Source organism: Candidatus Avedoeria danica, from assembly GCA_016703025.1.
GTDB classification, from domain to species: Bacteria; Chloroflexota; Anaerolineae; order Epilineales; family Epilineaceae; genus Avedoeria; species Avedoeria danica.
In genome coordinates, this window is sequence record JADJCV010000004.1 from 1,906,361 (window position 1) to 1,920,810 (window position 14,450).

8 protein-coding genes are annotated in these 14,450 nt (G+C 73.4%); 4 read left to right on the forward strand and 4 right to left on the reverse strand.

All coding sequences use genetic code 11. The annotated features are described in order from the left end of the window. Positions 1-272 precede the first annotated feature (272 nt). The 3 genes from IPG72_10930 to IPG72_10940 all read left to right on the forward strand — a co-directional run bounded on the left by IPG72_10930 (position 273) and on the right by IPG72_10940 (position 5,288). Positions 273-1,064, forward strand: a complete 792-nt coding sequence (locus tag IPG72_10930) for a hypothetical protein (protein MBK6769497.1) — start codon at positions 273-275, stop codon at positions 1,062-1,064. 79 nt (positions 1,065-1,143) lie between these two features. Continuing rightward, complete coding sequence (locus IPG72_10935; GenBank protein ID MBK6769498.1) at positions 1,144-2,817, forward strand: hypothetical protein; 1,674 nt, start codon at positions 1,144-1,146, stop codon at positions 2,815-2,817. A gap of 116 nt (positions 2,818-2,933) precedes the next feature. Further along, positions 2,934-5,288: a glycosyltransferase family 39 protein gene (locus tag IPG72_10940; GenBank protein ID MBK6769499.1), complete on the forward strand. Its 2,355-nt coding sequence runs from the start codon at positions 2,934-2,936 to the stop codon at positions 5,286-5,288. Positions 5,289-5,341: 53 nt separating this feature from the next. Here the strand turns inward: IPG72_10940 and IPG72_10945 are convergent, their stop codons facing one another. Continuing rightward, positions 5,342-6,352, reverse strand: a complete 1,011-nt coding sequence (locus tag IPG72_10945; protein ID MBK6769500.1) for a hypothetical protein — start codon at positions 6,350-6,352, stop codon at positions 5,342-5,344. 151 nt (positions 6,353-6,503) lie between these two features. Between IPG72_10945 and IPG72_10950 the strand changes: the two genes are divergently transcribed. Next, positions 6,504-9,227, forward strand: a complete 2,724-nt coding sequence (locus IPG72_10950) for a hypothetical protein (GenBank protein ID MBK6769501.1) — start codon at positions 6,504-6,506, stop codon at positions 9,225-9,227. Positions 9,228-9,330: 103 nt separating this feature from the next. On the opposite strand, the gene IPG72_10955 is transcribed toward IPG72_10950, so the two are convergent. The 3 genes from IPG72_10955 to IPG72_10965 form a co-directional block, all read right to left on the reverse strand. Beyond that, positions 9,331-10,224 carry an alpha/beta fold hydrolase gene (locus tag IPG72_10955; GenBank protein ID MBK6769502.1) on the reverse strand — a complete coding sequence of 298 codons (894 nt, stop codon included), beginning with the start codon at positions 10,222-10,224 and terminating at the stop codon, positions 9,331-9,333. An 11-nt stretch (positions 10,225-10,235) separates the two neighbouring features. Continuing rightward, positions 10,236-11,615, reverse strand: a complete 1,380-nt coding sequence (locus tag IPG72_10960) for a tryptophan 7-halogenase (GenBank protein ID MBK6769503.1) — start codon at positions 11,613-11,615, stop codon at positions 10,236-10,238. Between the two features lie 146 nt (positions 11,616-11,761). Beyond that, positions 11,762-14,383 carry an AAA family ATPase gene (locus IPG72_10965; GenBank protein MBK6769504.1) on the reverse strand — a complete coding sequence of 874 codons (2,622 nt, stop codon included), beginning with the start codon at positions 14,381-14,383 and terminating at the stop codon, positions 11,762-11,764. Positions 14,384-14,450 lie beyond the last annotated feature (67 nt).

The following is a 14,450-nucleotide window of genomic DNA, read 5'->3' on the forward strand; positions in this document are numbered from 1 at the left end:
CGCGACGTCCCCGAACTGTTTGACCGCCCCCCGCCCGTCTTCTACCATGCCGCCCGGATGCGTTGGCACGATCGCCGCCCGGCCCTGGGCGGCGGCCGTCGGCCGCCTTCCGCGCGACCCAACGGCCGGCAGCGCGTATATGATCGCCGTGCCTTCCCAGAACCCTCCCCGGCAACGCGGTTGCCGGCCGCCCCGCCCGCCGACCGGATCGAAACGCCAGGAGCGACGAAGTGAACCTATTCAAGCGGATCGCCGACTTCTTCCGGATGCTCATGGGCATCTTCGTCGATCGCGCCGAGGACAGCGTGCCGCTGGAGCGCCGGCTGGCGTATGACCGGGTGAAGCGGGCAGAGAACCTCAAGAAGCAGATGGGCGCGGCCGAGGATGTCGGGGCCGCCGCCGAGATGATGGTCCAGCAGCTGGCCGAGGCGCGCATCGTGGCCGCCAACCTGCGCCACGAAGCCAAGCAGCACCTCCAGGCGGCAGCCGCCGCGGCCGGCAAGGGAGACGCCACCACCGCCGAGGCCGAGGAAGCCCGTGCCACCAGCCTGGCCGAGGAGCTCGCCCAGGCCGAGGCCGAGGTCGGCGATCTCGAGCGCGTCGTCGAGGATGCCCTTCAGGACAAGAAGGAAGCCATCCATATGATCCTCGACCAGGCCAAGGAGCTCGAGAAGCTCTCCCGGCACGACACCCGCCTGGTCGCTCGCGCACGGATGACCGGCATGCGCCGCCAGCAGCTCGAGCTGCGCGAGCAGATGATGGACCTCGTCCCGAACGACCAGTCCAACATCCGCGCCCGGGCACAGGAACGCCTTCAGACGGACGAGGCCCGCTACCGGTCGCGCAAGGACGTCGTGGACGCGCTGTGGGACCAGAAGCGGCGGACCACGACCGATCGCATGTTGACCACGAGCGCCGCCGGCGCCGCCAAGCTGGAAGAGCTGAAGGCGGAGTTGGGCTTCGCGCCGCCGGCCACTGCGCCGGCGGTCGAGGCACCGGCCGAGATCGAGGCCGGCGCCGGCGACGACGGCGCATCGCAACAGGCGGCGGGCGGGAACGGCTGATCGCGGGTCGCCACGACCGACATCGAATCGCATCGCCCGGCCGCCCGTCGGCCGGGCCGCGCCGAGAGGCAACGTCGCCATGAAGGTCCGCTGGGGAAGGGTCGCGTTCGGGTTGTTCGTCGTCGCTTTCGGGTGCGCGCTCATCGGCGTCCTGCTGGCGCCGCAGCTCTCGCGGCAGCTGGCGGACTCGGGCGACACGCCACCGGCGGCGACATCTGCCGGCTATGACCGTCCCGCCTCGGACGGCCGCGCCACCTCCACGGCCCGCAGCGCGGTCCCGACGCGCGCGCAGGCCGGTGATCTCAAGCCGTTCCGCGTCCTGACGCTGCAGTACACCCCGTACATGGCGACGCTGGCCCACATGGCGGCGAGCGGCTCGATGGAGCGCTACGGCTACACGCTCGAGCTCGTCGACGTGTACGCCGAAGACGTCGACCTCGATGAAGAGGGCCAGTGCGAGGCGGTGCGCAGCGGCTCGTACGACGCGCTGGCCACGACGCTCGACGCCGTGCGCAAGTGCGGGCCGGGCGTCGCGGTCGGCGTCCCGATCGGCCAGAGCGCCGGCAACGACGCGATCGTCGCCAAGGCCGGCATCGAGACGTGGCAGGGCATCTTCGACCATGCCATCGCGTTCACGGGCGGCAGCGTGTCGGAGTACATGGCATGCTTCGCCAGCCACACCGCCAACGCCCCGATCCGCGTGCCTGTCCCGTCCGATGACGCGGCGGCCGCCGTCGACGACTGGATCAACAGCGGCGTCGAGCAGGACATCGCATCCGTCGTCGCCTGGGAGCCCGAGGTGGAACGCGCGCTCGCTGCGGTGGAGGGCAGCCACGTCATCCTGTCGAGCAAGGACGTGCGCATCCTGTGGGACGTCGTCGAGTTCTCGCGGCTGCGGATGGATGCCGATCCGGCCGCCTTCGAAGCGTTCACCCGCGCCTACTACGCCAGCCTGCTCGATCTGTCGTCCAACCCGGACGCAGCGCTCGACCGCATCCTGGCCTGGTCCGACGGCGACGATGCCCGCCAGGCGCTCCTGACCACGGAGGAGGCCGCCACGTTCCGCGCCGACCTCGACCGCGAGGCGTTCGCAACGCTGCGCGACGCGGCGCAGCTCATGGAGGAGAAGGCGACCCTCCGCAACCGCCTCGAGGAATCGGCCTTCTACTGGCGCTACTGCGGCGCCGCGGTGCCCGACGTCCCCGATCTCGACACGCTCATCGCCGACACGTTCGTGCTGGCGGCGCGGGCCGAGCCGGCCCTCGTCGGCAGCGCGTCCGAGCGGCCGAGCGCCGAGGTCTTCCAGGTGACGGACTACACGAACCGGGAGGCGGTGTCGGACGACCAGATCGCCAGCGCCCGCTTGATCTTCGAGACCGGCGTCGAGATCGAGTTCCTGCCCAACCGCACGGACTTCCGCGACGCCGCGGCCGCCCTCGGCACGCTCGAAGATGCCGTCCGCTTCCTGCGCACGTGCGCCGACTGCGTCCTCGAGGTCCAGGGCAGCTCGGCCCTCCCAGGCGCCGCGCTCGCCCGCAACCAGGCCAGCCAGACCGATGCCGACGCGTTGGCCGTCGCCCGGGGCCGCAAGGTCCACGAGACGCTCATCCAGCAGTTCGACGTGCCGGCGGCCCAACTCCGCTTCATCGAAACCGCCCATGCCCGCCGCTTCGCCGGCAGCACGAACGAGCAGGAGCTGCGCCAGGACCGCCGGACCTACCTGACCGGCTACCAGTTGACCGGCGGACTGTGATCGGCGCCGTCGTGGCGCCGGCTCGTGCATCCGCGCGGTGGCGGTGCGCCGCCTCACGCGGTGCCGTCCGTCGCTGATCATCCAGCCCGCATCGCACCGCCGCACCGGCGCACCCAATGACCCCCGCCCCGCCGCCCCCCCGCGCCCGATTCCGTCTCGCCCGGCCGATTCGAAGGCGTCTCGCCGTCCCGCCCTCCGCCGTCCCCGGCCTGGCCGCCGCCGCCCTCGGCCTGGCATTGATGGCCGAGAGCGTGCTCATCCTGAGCGGCCAGTGGCTCTCGCCCAAGCCGTGGCTCGGCCGGGGCGCCGCGGCGCTCTGGGCGCTGGCGATCGCGGCCTACATCGCTTTCGTCGCGCGCGAGGGCGACGACAGCAACCGCGGTGATGCCGTCCCGCCGACCGACGCGGACAGCCGCGACGGCATCACCGCCGTCGGCAGCCTGCGCTTGGCGTGCGCCGTCCTGGGTCTCGCGGCCGGAGCCGCCGCCGTTGCCCTCATCCAGGCGATCGGTGACGACAAGCCGGCCCGCACGTACGTCTGGGTCCTCGTGCTCTGGTCCGTCGGCGTGGCCGTGTACACCCTCGGCTTCGGGCTGCCGGCCGCGTGGCTGCGGCCGCACGGCCTCACCGCCTTCGCCCGCCGCCACCGCACCGTGCTCGTCGACGGCGCCGCACTGTTCGCGCTGGCGCTCGTGCTGCGCCTCATCGCCCTCGACCGCGTGCCCAACGTCCTGACCGGCGACGAGGGCGTCTTCGGCCTCGCGGCGCGCTGGATGAGCCAGGGCGAGGGCGGCCACATGTTCTCGACCTACTGGGCGAACGGTACGCTCTACCTGGTCCCACACGCCGTCCTGGCGCTCTTCCTAGATGCCGGGACGTGGGCCACCCGTCTGCCGACGGCCGTCGGCGGCGCGCTGGCGGCGCCGGCGACGTATGCCCTCGGGCGGGTCGTCGCGACGCGCCGCGTCGGGGTCGTCGCCGGGCTGCTCGTGGCCGTCTCGCACATGCACGTCCACCTGAGCCGCATCGGCCTCGGGCACGGGCTCGACGCCGTCGCCGCTGCGGTGGCGGGCGCGGCGCTGGTCCATGCCGTGCGCACGCGCGACACCCGCAGCGCGGCCGTCGCCGGGCTGGCACTCGGCCTGGCGCAGTATGGCTACGTCGGCGGCCGGCTCGTCGACGTCGTGGCGCTGGTGTTCGCCGTCGGATCGGCCGCCGTGATCGGGCTCGTGGCCTGGCCCCGCCGCGAGGCGCGGTCGTGGTGGCGCGAGGCCGGCGTCCGGCCGCTGCTCGTGGCCTTCGGCGGCGCGCTCGTCGTCGCCGGCCCGATGATCCGATGGGCGCTCGTGCGGCCGAACGACTACCTCTCCCGGCTGTCGGCCCAGGGCATTCTGCAGACGGGCAAGTGGACGGAGGTGGCCGAACGGGTCGGCGACGCACCGCTGGCGATCGCGTGGAGTCAGGCGCGTGATGCCGTCTTCGCGCTCGTCGCCGCCCCGGCCCACGAGTTCTATTTCTCGCCCTACCCGATGCTCGACGTCGTGTGGGCCGGCCTGTTCGGCCTCGGCTTTGCCGCCTGCGTCGTGCGCCCGACCGACCGCGGCCGGCTGTGGCTCGTCCTCCAGGTCGTCCTGGCCTGGCTCACGCTGGCCCTTGGCGCCCACGCCTCGACGGCCAGCTACCGGATTTCGGGCGCGCTGCCGGCGATGGCCGTTCTCGCCGCCCTTGCCCTCTTCGCGCTGACGGATGCGCTGTGGTCGGCCGAAGACGAAGCGTCACGCGATCCTGCCGCGGCGACGGCCGATGACTCCACGTCCGTGTCCGATGCGCCGGAATCCCCTGCGCCTGCATCCGACTCGCCCGCGCCCGACTCGCCCACGCCCGACGCGCCCGCGCCGGCGTCCGCACCGGTTGCACCCACGGCGATGGCCCGCCGCGCCCACTGGACGACCCCCGCCGGTTTGGTCGCGGGGATCGTTTGCTTCCAGCTCTGGGCCTACTGGGGCGTCTTCGCCCCCGGCTGCAATTTCTTCGACTCCGGAACGGCAGCCGCCTCGCACCTGGGCATAACCGTGCAGCGGTACGGGGACGGCCGCGCCGTGTTCGTCCTCGGCCGCCCGTGGTTCGACACCGGCGTGTACGAGAGCGTGCGCTACTTGTCCGATCGCACGGTGGAGCCGTTCGACGCCGCCGCCCCCGAGCACACCCGCGCCGATGCCGACCCGGGGCTGCGCCTGGCGCGGATCTTCGACGTGCCGGAGGGCGCCGACCTCGATGCGCTCGTCGACCGCATCGCGGACACCGCGCCGGCCATGATCTTCGCCGCGCCGCAGCGCCGGAGCGAGCTCGACTTCCTGGCCAAACGCCTCGGCGACCAGCGCGTCCACGACCTCGCCCGCTGCCCCGCCCCGGAGGGGACGCTGCTGGGCATGGCGATGATCGAAAGGGCGGCGACGGCGTCGGATCCGTGATCGCGATCGCGTGACGAGGGGGGGGCGGCGCAGGGCGGCCACGGGGGCCGCCGCTACGACGTCAAACCGAACCGCTCCATCGCCACCCCGTACATCTCCTCGGCCATGTCGACGAGCCGCGTCGTGTCCAACGGATCGACGTTGTAGTCCGGTCGCGGGTCCTCGAGCTCGCGCAGCAGGCCGTCGGACACCTCGACCATGCCGATCGCCCGCAAGGCCCGGATGACCCCGCCCTGCAGGCGCTTGCCGCGGCGCTGCATGCCGCGCACCCAGGCGTCGTCGAAGTCAACGAAGCCAAGGTTGCGCAACGTGACGAGCGATCGGAGCAGCCCGCTGCGCGGCGGAACGCCCGCCACGCGTCCGGCCACCTCCAGGTAGCCGCGCCGGCTCGCGGGCACCTGCGATTCGTCGAGCACGAGCAGGCGACCGATCGTATGCCGGACGAACGAGCGGAACGCGGCTTCGTTGGACGCGCCGGCGATCGTGGGCTGGAACAACAGCGCCAACCCGGTCTCGCCCGTGGCGTCGGGCAGCGGCGCGAAGACGGAGTACAGCGGCACCGTGCTCACCGCCACGTCGAGGCCGCTGCCCGCGTAGGCCTGCCACGGCTGCCGCGCCAGCACGATCCCGCGCAGGATGCCGATCTCGCCGACCGCGTAGTCGCGCCGCTCGCCGCTCACGTCGAGGCACGTGAACTGCACTTGGTCTTCTGCCAATCGGTCACGCGTGTCGCTGAAGTCGATCACCGGCCCGGTGACGAGGTACGTCGCCGGCACGAGCTGCCCGAACGGCACGCGCCGCATGTCGAGCCCGGTCGCGCGGTAGTGGTCAAGCGCCGTCCGCGCCTCGTCGGACAGCGCGTCGCGCCTTCCGGTTGCTGCCGGCAGGCCGTCGGGTGACCAGCCGACGAACAGCACGCGCCCGCGCACGCCCTTGGCCGTGCTCATCACGGCTGCCGCCAGCGCGTCGACGACGACGGCCGGCGCGCCCGCCGCACCTTCGACGGACGGCTCGTCCGCCTCAGGCAGGGCACCGGCGTCGGATTCGGGCGGTGGGTTGGCCATGGCGGACCGAAGGCTAAGCAGTCGTCCCCCGATTGTCAACGACCAGCATGCACGCCGGCGCCCATTCCTCCGCGGCGAACGGCTGCCCGCGGCGTCCCCACCGCCCCCTTCCGTGCCGCCCGCCGCGGCCGCGGCCGTATAATCGGCGCCGATGCATGCCCCCACACGGCGCCTCGCCGTCATCATGGTCGGCGATATCGTCGGCTTCACCGCCCACATGGCCATCGACGAGCGCCAGGCGCTCGACTACATCGGACGGATGCGGGGCACCGCCAAGCCGCTCGTCGCGGGGTTTGACGGGCTCTGGGTCAAAGACATCGGGGATGGCTTCCTGGCGAGCTTCGATTCGGCCGTCGGGGCCGTCGGCTGCGCCGTGGCGATCCAGCGCGTGCTCTTCGGGGACCCTGAGTTCCAGCTGCGGCTCGGCATCCACTTGGGCGATGTCGTGTTCGAAGACGACGATGTGCTCGGCGACGGCGTGAACATCGCCGCGCGCCTCGAGATGCTGGCCGTTCCGGGCGGCATCTGCGCTTCCGGCCAGATCGTCGACCTCGTCCGCAACCAGCCCGACCTGCACTTCGCTCGACTGGGCGTGACGAACCTACCGCACCAGGTGGCCGCGTACGCCATCGGCCCGCCCGACCTGCCGCTGCCGACCGTCGCCGAGACGCTCGCCGGACGCGAGGCGGACGCCGTCGACAAGATCGACCTCGTGGACGCGGCCGTCACGCTGGAGCGGGATGCGCTGCGCCGACGGCTGCGGCGCTGGCAGATCGCATGCGCGGTGCTGTCGGTGCTGGCCGTGCTGGGCGCCGGCGCGCGCGTGCGCGTCGGCGGCCTGCCCGGATCGACCCGCGACGAGGCCCCCGCCAGCGTGCTCGTCGTCGACGCCGGCCACGATCCACAGCGCACCGACGACGACGCCACAGCCGACGGCACGGGCAGCGGCGACATCGCCCCGCCCGTCCTGCGCGTCGGCGACCTGTCGACCGCCGGCGACGACGACGTCCGCCTCTCCGCCCGCTTCAACGATGTGCTGCGCCGCACCTTGACCGAGCGGGACGACGTCGTGCTCGTGCCCGACGCGGCCGTTCGCGCGCTCGTCGCACGGCTGCGGCTGCCGGCCGACGCCGCCCTCACGCCCGCCATCGCCGTGCGCGCGGCCGCGCGCGATCCGCGCGTCCGCGCCATCGTGGCCGGCGACGTGCGCTTTCGCGGCGGGCGCTACGCCCTCTCGGTCGACCTCGTCGATCCGGCGTCGGGCGCGACGATCGGCGCGTGGTCCGACGACGCCGCGGGGGCAGCCGAACTGCTGCCGGCGATGCGCCGCCTGGCGGACGCCTTCGCCGACGCGGTGCCGGACGCCGTGGACGCCCTCCCGACGCCGCTGCCCGCCGTGACCACCCTGGCCGGCCTGGACGTGACGACGTCCAGCGCCGCCGCGCTCGCCGCGTACGCGGACGCATTTGCGTCGGTGCGCGACGGGCAATGGGACGCCGCCCACGAGCGGGCCGAGCAAGCCGTGGCCGCCGATCCGGGCTTCGCGCTGGCCCACGTCGTGGTCGCCGAGGCCGAGCGCCGGCTCGGGCGCGTGGCTGCGGCCGATGCCCTCGGCCGAGCCATGGCGTTGACCGCGACGCTGCCGGCCGGCGAGCGTGACCTCGTCCGAGGCGCGGTGCTGCGCGGCGCCGGCGACTGCCTCGGGGCGGCGGACGCCCTGCAGGCCGCCGCGCGGGCCGCACCGGCCCTCGCAGCCGCGCACGCCGACCTCGATCTCACGAACACGGGCCTGGCGCTGGCCTGTGCCGGCAACGCCGCCGCGGCCGTCCAGGCGCTCGAAGCCGCCGTGGCCGCACGGCCCGGCGACGCCGCGCCGGCGGGCGCGCTGCTGCGCGTCCACCTGGCGGTGACCGGCGACATCGCCGCCGCCCGCCGCACGGCAAGGGTGTTGGCCCGGGCGATTCCGAGCGACACCGATCCGGCCGGCATCGTGTTCCCGGCCATCGAGCTGGCCGCGAACGCCCGGCTCACCGCCGCCGACGACGCGCTTGCCTCGGCCACCGCGCGCGCCGGCGCCGATGCCGTGCTCCGAATCCGGCTCGCGTTCCAGCGCGCCGCCGTCGCGGCGGCCGCAGGCGACATCGCCGGCGCGGCCGAGCGTTCGCGACAAGCGGCCGATCTGGCGGAGCGCCATGCCGCAACGCAGTGGCAAGCGGCCGCGCTCTGGCAGCTGGGTTTGCTGGACCGGCTGCGGGGGGACGACGGCGGTTGGTCCCGCCGTCTGGCGGACCTGGCGACGTCGTTCCCGCCGTCCGTGGCTGCCACCGCGCGCGCGTGGCAACTCGCCGACCGGGCGCGCGCCGGCGACGGTGCGGCACCGGCCGTGTTCGCGCGCGACGTCGCGTCCACCCTCCCCGATGCCCGCGACCGCGCCGCGTTCGGCGCCTACATCGACGGACAGCTGGCGCTGGCGCGCGGCGACTTCGCGGCCGCGGACTCGGCCTTCGCAGCCGCAGCCGCTGCCGCGCCGGAGCCGCCGGTGGAGCCGCCGACGTTCGGGCTGCGCCCGCACGTCGCCCGACTCGCGCAGGCCGAAGCCGCGGCCGCCGGCGGCGGTTCGGACGTGGATGCGCTGGCGATGGTGCAATCCGTGCGTGACGAGTCCCTGGCGGCGTTCGCGGATCCGCTGGCCATCGGCGCCGTGACGTGGCTGCAGAGCCATGCCCGCGCCGGCCGCCTGCTCGAGGCCGCCGGCGACCGCGACGCGGCCGTTGCGGCCTACGAGACGGTGCTGCGCTGGTGGGGCGACAGCACGCTGGCCGACGCGGCGGCGGTGCGGGTCCGGGTCGGAGCGTTGACGGGCGACGTGCGGTAGCGCGGATCCGCGACGGCGGTTCGATCCGTGGCGGCTCGGTCGGGCTGCTGCCCGACTCGCAGCGCCGACAGGCGCCTCGACGTCGACCGGATGTCTAGATCGATCAGGCCGCGCGGGCGTCCGACCGGCCGTAGCCTGGACGGACCAGGGCGGGAACGCGGACCACGCGGTGCTCGGCCAGGAACGCGTGCAGTTCGCGCGCCAGCGCCTCGGGCCGGTCGATCGGCGTGAAGTGGCCGGCGTCGACGACCGCCAGGCGCGCCCCCGGGATGGCCGTCGCCGCGCGCTCCGCGAAGCGGACCGGGATCACCGGGTCGTGCGCCCCGTGGACGACGAGCGTCGGCACCGCCAACGAGCCGAGCAGGGCGGCGGTGCGGCCGAGGACGGACTTCGGGTCGCCCCAGCGGGCCAGGCGCAGGAAGCGGCGGGCACCCGCGAAGCCGCGGAACGGGGCGCCGAACGAGCCCACCGTCGCCATCGCCGTTCTGCTGCGGTCGCGGAGCAGGCGCGGCAGGTGATGGAGCAGCGCCGGGACGAGCGCTGGCGCGACGACGTCACCGAGGAGCGGCAGGCGAAGGAGGCGCAGAACGGGCGGCGGCATGAAGTCACCGAACAGCGGCGCGGCCATGAGGCCGAGGGCGTCGACGCGCGCAGGGTGGGCCGCGGCGTAGTGGACGGCGACGACCGCCCCGGCGTCGTGCCCGACGACCGCCCAGGACGAAAGGCCAAGCGCGGCGCGCACCGCCTCGAGCGCGTCGCTGATCCGCGCCGCGTCGAGCGGTCCGCCGTCGCCCGCGGGCGAGTCGCCGCAGCCGGGCAGGTCGACGACGACACAGGTGTGGCGGGTGCGGAGGCGCGCGACGATGCCCGACCAGAGGCGACCGCTGGTCGGGAAGCCGTGGACAAAGAGCAGAGCCGGGCCGTTGCCCTCGACGGTGAAGCTGAGGCCGGCGATGCGGGCCGTCCCCCTTGACGCACCGAGCGGCCAACGATCCATCGCCCGCCCGCTCATCGAACGCCCGCCTGCGCCACGGCGACATGCCGGACCGGCCCGCGCAGCCGGAGCATCGCCCGGGCGATCAGCGACCAGCCGCCGATCCACAGCCGGACGAGGCCGAAGAGGAGGCCGAACAGCGCCATGCCGATCCGGCCGCGCGGATCGAAGCGCGTGTAGAACGCGTTCATGAAGAAGCCGAAGGCCGTGTAGATCAGCGCTGCGGCCGGCAGGCCGAGGCCCCAGCGCACGGCCGGACCGTACACGGCGTGCTCGATGCTGCGGTTGAAGGCATGGCCGAGGCGGTGAACATGCGCGCTGTAGCGCTGCCGTGCGCCGGCCGAGAGGGTCGACGTCGTCCCGGCGGCGGCGATCGCCTGCGCGGCCAGCCGGGCGTGGCGGATGGCCGACGTCACGCCGTTGCCGGTCAGCGGGTCGGGCATCGAGGCAGCCTCGCCGATCATGAACCAGTTCGGGCCGCAGACCTGGCAGGTGACGTACGGCTGGAACGCGATCGTGGAGATCTCGGTCTCGGACTGGGCACGCAGCAGCTCGTCAAAGTGCTCGAAGCGGCCGAGCTCGGCGTGAAGGATGTCCGTGACGGATGCACCATCGCGGCGGCGGGCCCTCATGGCCTCGGCCGTAAGGATGAAGCCGACGCTCGTTCGATCGGGCGAGATCGGGATGTCCCACACCCAGCACAGGTAGCGGTCGCGGTTGTCGACGAAGAACGTGGTGCCGAGCGTCGCCGGCGGGGTGTGGAAGTACGTCCAGAGCGCGACCTTGGCCTCGCCGTAGTGCGTGCGCGGGATCTGGAGCGAGCGGGCGAACAAGCCGGCGATGCCGGTCGCATCGACGAACCAACGCGCGGCGATCCGCGTGCCCGACGTCGTCGTCACGGCGGCGATCCGGTCTCCGTTGCGCTCGACGATCGTCGCGCGCTCCCAGATGAACGTGGCGCCCAGCGCGGCAGCGCGCTCGTACAGGCGCTGGTCGAGGGCGGTGCGGTCGACGTGAAGGGTCGAGGTCTCGAAGCGCAGCGGCGACCGGTTGACGAACCGCCACGGCGTCGCCGACCACGGCGCGGCGCCGACCTCGTTGACGACGATGTGGCGCTTGGGGGTGGCGACGGCGTCGGCAAGGAGGGTCTCCGGCGCCACGCCGAGCTGCTGGAACAGCCACGGGCTCGACCAATCGAGCGACTCGCCGACCTTGTTGTGGGGATACGGCGACGTCTCGATGCAGACGACGCCGAGGCCGGCGCGGCGGAGGAAGATCGCCGCGGACATCGCCGCGATGCCGCCGCCGACGACGGCGACGTCGACGTCGACGTCGTACGGACCCGAAGCGACGTCGGGCCGGGCCGGTGTGGTGGAGCCGTGGTGCTGCGACACCCTGGCAGTGTACGGGCGGACCGTGGGGGGTCAATGGGGTTGTGCGACGCGTTGGGTTGGGGTGTTGTGGTGGGGGGATGGGGTGTTGCGGACATTCGGCGGGGTGGCGGCGGCCCGGCACGTCGGGCGTCGGTTGGACGGCGCGGCTACGGCGTCGGGGGTGGCGCCACCGTGAACGTGACCGTCCCGCCCTCGCCGACGTCGGCCACGAGCCGGTCGCCCGGCGTGAAGCGACCCTCGATGATCTGTCGGGAGAGCGGTCGTTCGACCTGGCGGTCGATCTCGCTGCGGAGCGGGCGGGCGCCGAGCTCGGGCTGGTAGCCGGACTCGACGAGTCGGTCGACGAGGGCGGGGGCGAACGTGATCGACAGCTGTTGGGCGGCAAGCTTCTTGTCGAGCTTCTTGCGCATGATGTCGACGATCAGGCGCAGCTCGGGCTTGCCGAGGCTGTTGAAGATGAGAAACTCGTCGACGCGGCCGAGGAACTCGGGCCGGAACACCTCGCGCGCCGCCTCCTTCACGGCGTCGACCACCTTCTCGCGGCCGACCTCGTCCTGGACGCGGAAGTACTCGCTGCCGACGTTGCCGGTCATGATGATCAGCGTATGCCGGAAGTCGACCGTCCGCCCGCGCGAGTCCGTCAGGCGGCCGTCCTCCATGATCTGGAGCAGGACCATCAGCACGTCGGGATGGGCCTTCTCGATCTCGTCGAACAGCACGAGCTGGTACGGCTTCTGGCGCACCGGCTCGGTCAGCTGCCCGCCCTCGTCGTAGCCGACGTAGCCGGGCGGCGCTCCGATCATCCGACTGACCGCGTGCTTCTCCTGGTATTCGCTCATGTCGAGCCGGACCATCGCATGCTCGTCGTCGAACAGGAACTCGGCCAGCGCCTTGGCCAGCTCGGTCTTGCCGACGCCCGACGGCCCCATGAAGATGAAGCTGCCGATCGGCCGGCCCGGGTCGAGCAGCCCGGCGCGCTGCCGCCGGATCGTGTCGGCCACCGTCGTGATCGCGGTCTCCTGGCCGACGACGCGCGCCCTCAGGAACGCCTCGATCTGCAGCAACTTGGCCCGATCGTCCAAGCCGGCCTTGATGCCGGTCAGCCGTTCGAGCGCGAACGCCACGTCGTCGGCGTCCACCGTCGGCGTCTGCGCGACGCGCTCGTCGTCCAGCGCCTGCAGGTGGGACAGGCGCAGCTTGATGGCGGTGGCGGCCTCCTGGATCAGGCGGATCGCCCCGGCGGGCGGCGGCGGCTCGCGGAAGAAGCGGTCGGCCAGCCGCGCTGCGGCGTCGATCGCATCGTCCGTGACGCTGAGTGCGAAGCTCGGGGTGCTGACCGCGGCCTCGAGCATCGCCCGCCGCGCCCGGACCATCGCCACGCTTTCGGCGATCGTCGCCGGCTCGATGAACACGAGCTCCGCGTCCGGTTGGTCGGCGCTGCCCCAGCTGTTGGCTGCCTTGTCGGGGATCGTGCCGAGCAGCGTGACGGTCTTGCGGGCGATCGCCTGACGCAGGTCGGACGCCGGCTGCGGCCAGCGGGCAGCGTCCAGGAAGCGGGCGATGTCGGGCACGAACAGGATGCCGCCCTGTGCGACGCGGATCGCTTCGCGAAGCGCGGCCCCCGGCTGCGTCGCCAGGTAGCCCGGTTCGATCTGGATGACCGAGCGGTGGCGGAACGCGCCGGCCGTGTCGCGCGCCAGCTGCGCCGCCAGCTCGAGCACGATCGCCTCGAGCACGGACGGGCTGTCGCCGACGAGCAGCGTGAGCGCGTTGCGGTCGACCGCCGCGATCGTCCGCGTGACCCAGGCGGGGTTGACGAGGAGGGCGGCGGTTGCGTCCACCGAAGCGGCGCGGGCCTGGGCGAGGAGGTCGAGGGTGGGCCCTTGGGGGGAGGAGGGGGTCGGGGCGGTCGATGCCGATAGGACGCCCGCGGCAGGCCCTCTCCCCCCGACCCCCTCCCCCAATTCTGGGGGAGGGGGAGGATACGTGGCCGAGGAAGGGGGCACGGGAGTGTCCCCGGTTGTGGGGGCCGATGGGTCACCGCCGATGGGCGGCGTCTTCGGGGCGATCGGCCACGCGCCCTGATCGATGGGCACGCCGCCGCTGCGGTCGATCGGGCCGTCCCAGCGGCCCCACGCGACGGTTCGCGGCGTGCCGGGCAGCGTGCCGAGCGGGCGGTAGACGATCGTCAGGAGCGGCTCGCGCCGGTCGTCGCCGATCCGCTTGGCGAGGGCCTCGAGCTGGGGGGCGATCGTGGCCGGTCCGCCGCCGACGCCGATCGCCTGCAGCGTGCCGACGACGGCGCTCTCGGCCCGTTCGGCTTCCACGATGATGAGCGACTTCGTGCTGCAGACGCCGCTGCTGCGCTTGGCCAGCGCGTCGAACAAGTCCCGCGCCGTCCCGTCGAGCGTCATCGTCGTGAGCGGGCTCCCGGCGACGTTCTCGACGGTGTCCGGCACGTCGATCTCGCCGAAGGCGTCGCCCGACGACAGGTTGGCTTGCGAGGCCCGCAGCCGGTCCTCGATCATGTTCAAGCGCCCCGGCGCCAGGACGTCAAGCAGGCGGGCGCCGGCGCCGTCCAGGCCGCAGACGGCGAGGACGATGTCGGTCACGTTCAAGCGGCCGCGGCCGGGGGGCACCATCGCCCAGGCGCGGCGCAGGGCCTCGAGCGCCTCGGGCGTGAAGCGGGGCAGCGGGCGGACGAGGGGCGGCGAGGCGGCGGCGTCGGCGGCGGGGGTCGGGTTGGCGGACGGGGATGATTGGCTCATGGGGGCAGCGTATCCGGGGGGTGGGAGGTTGTCAACGCGGCGGGGTACGCGGGATCAGGCGGGCGGG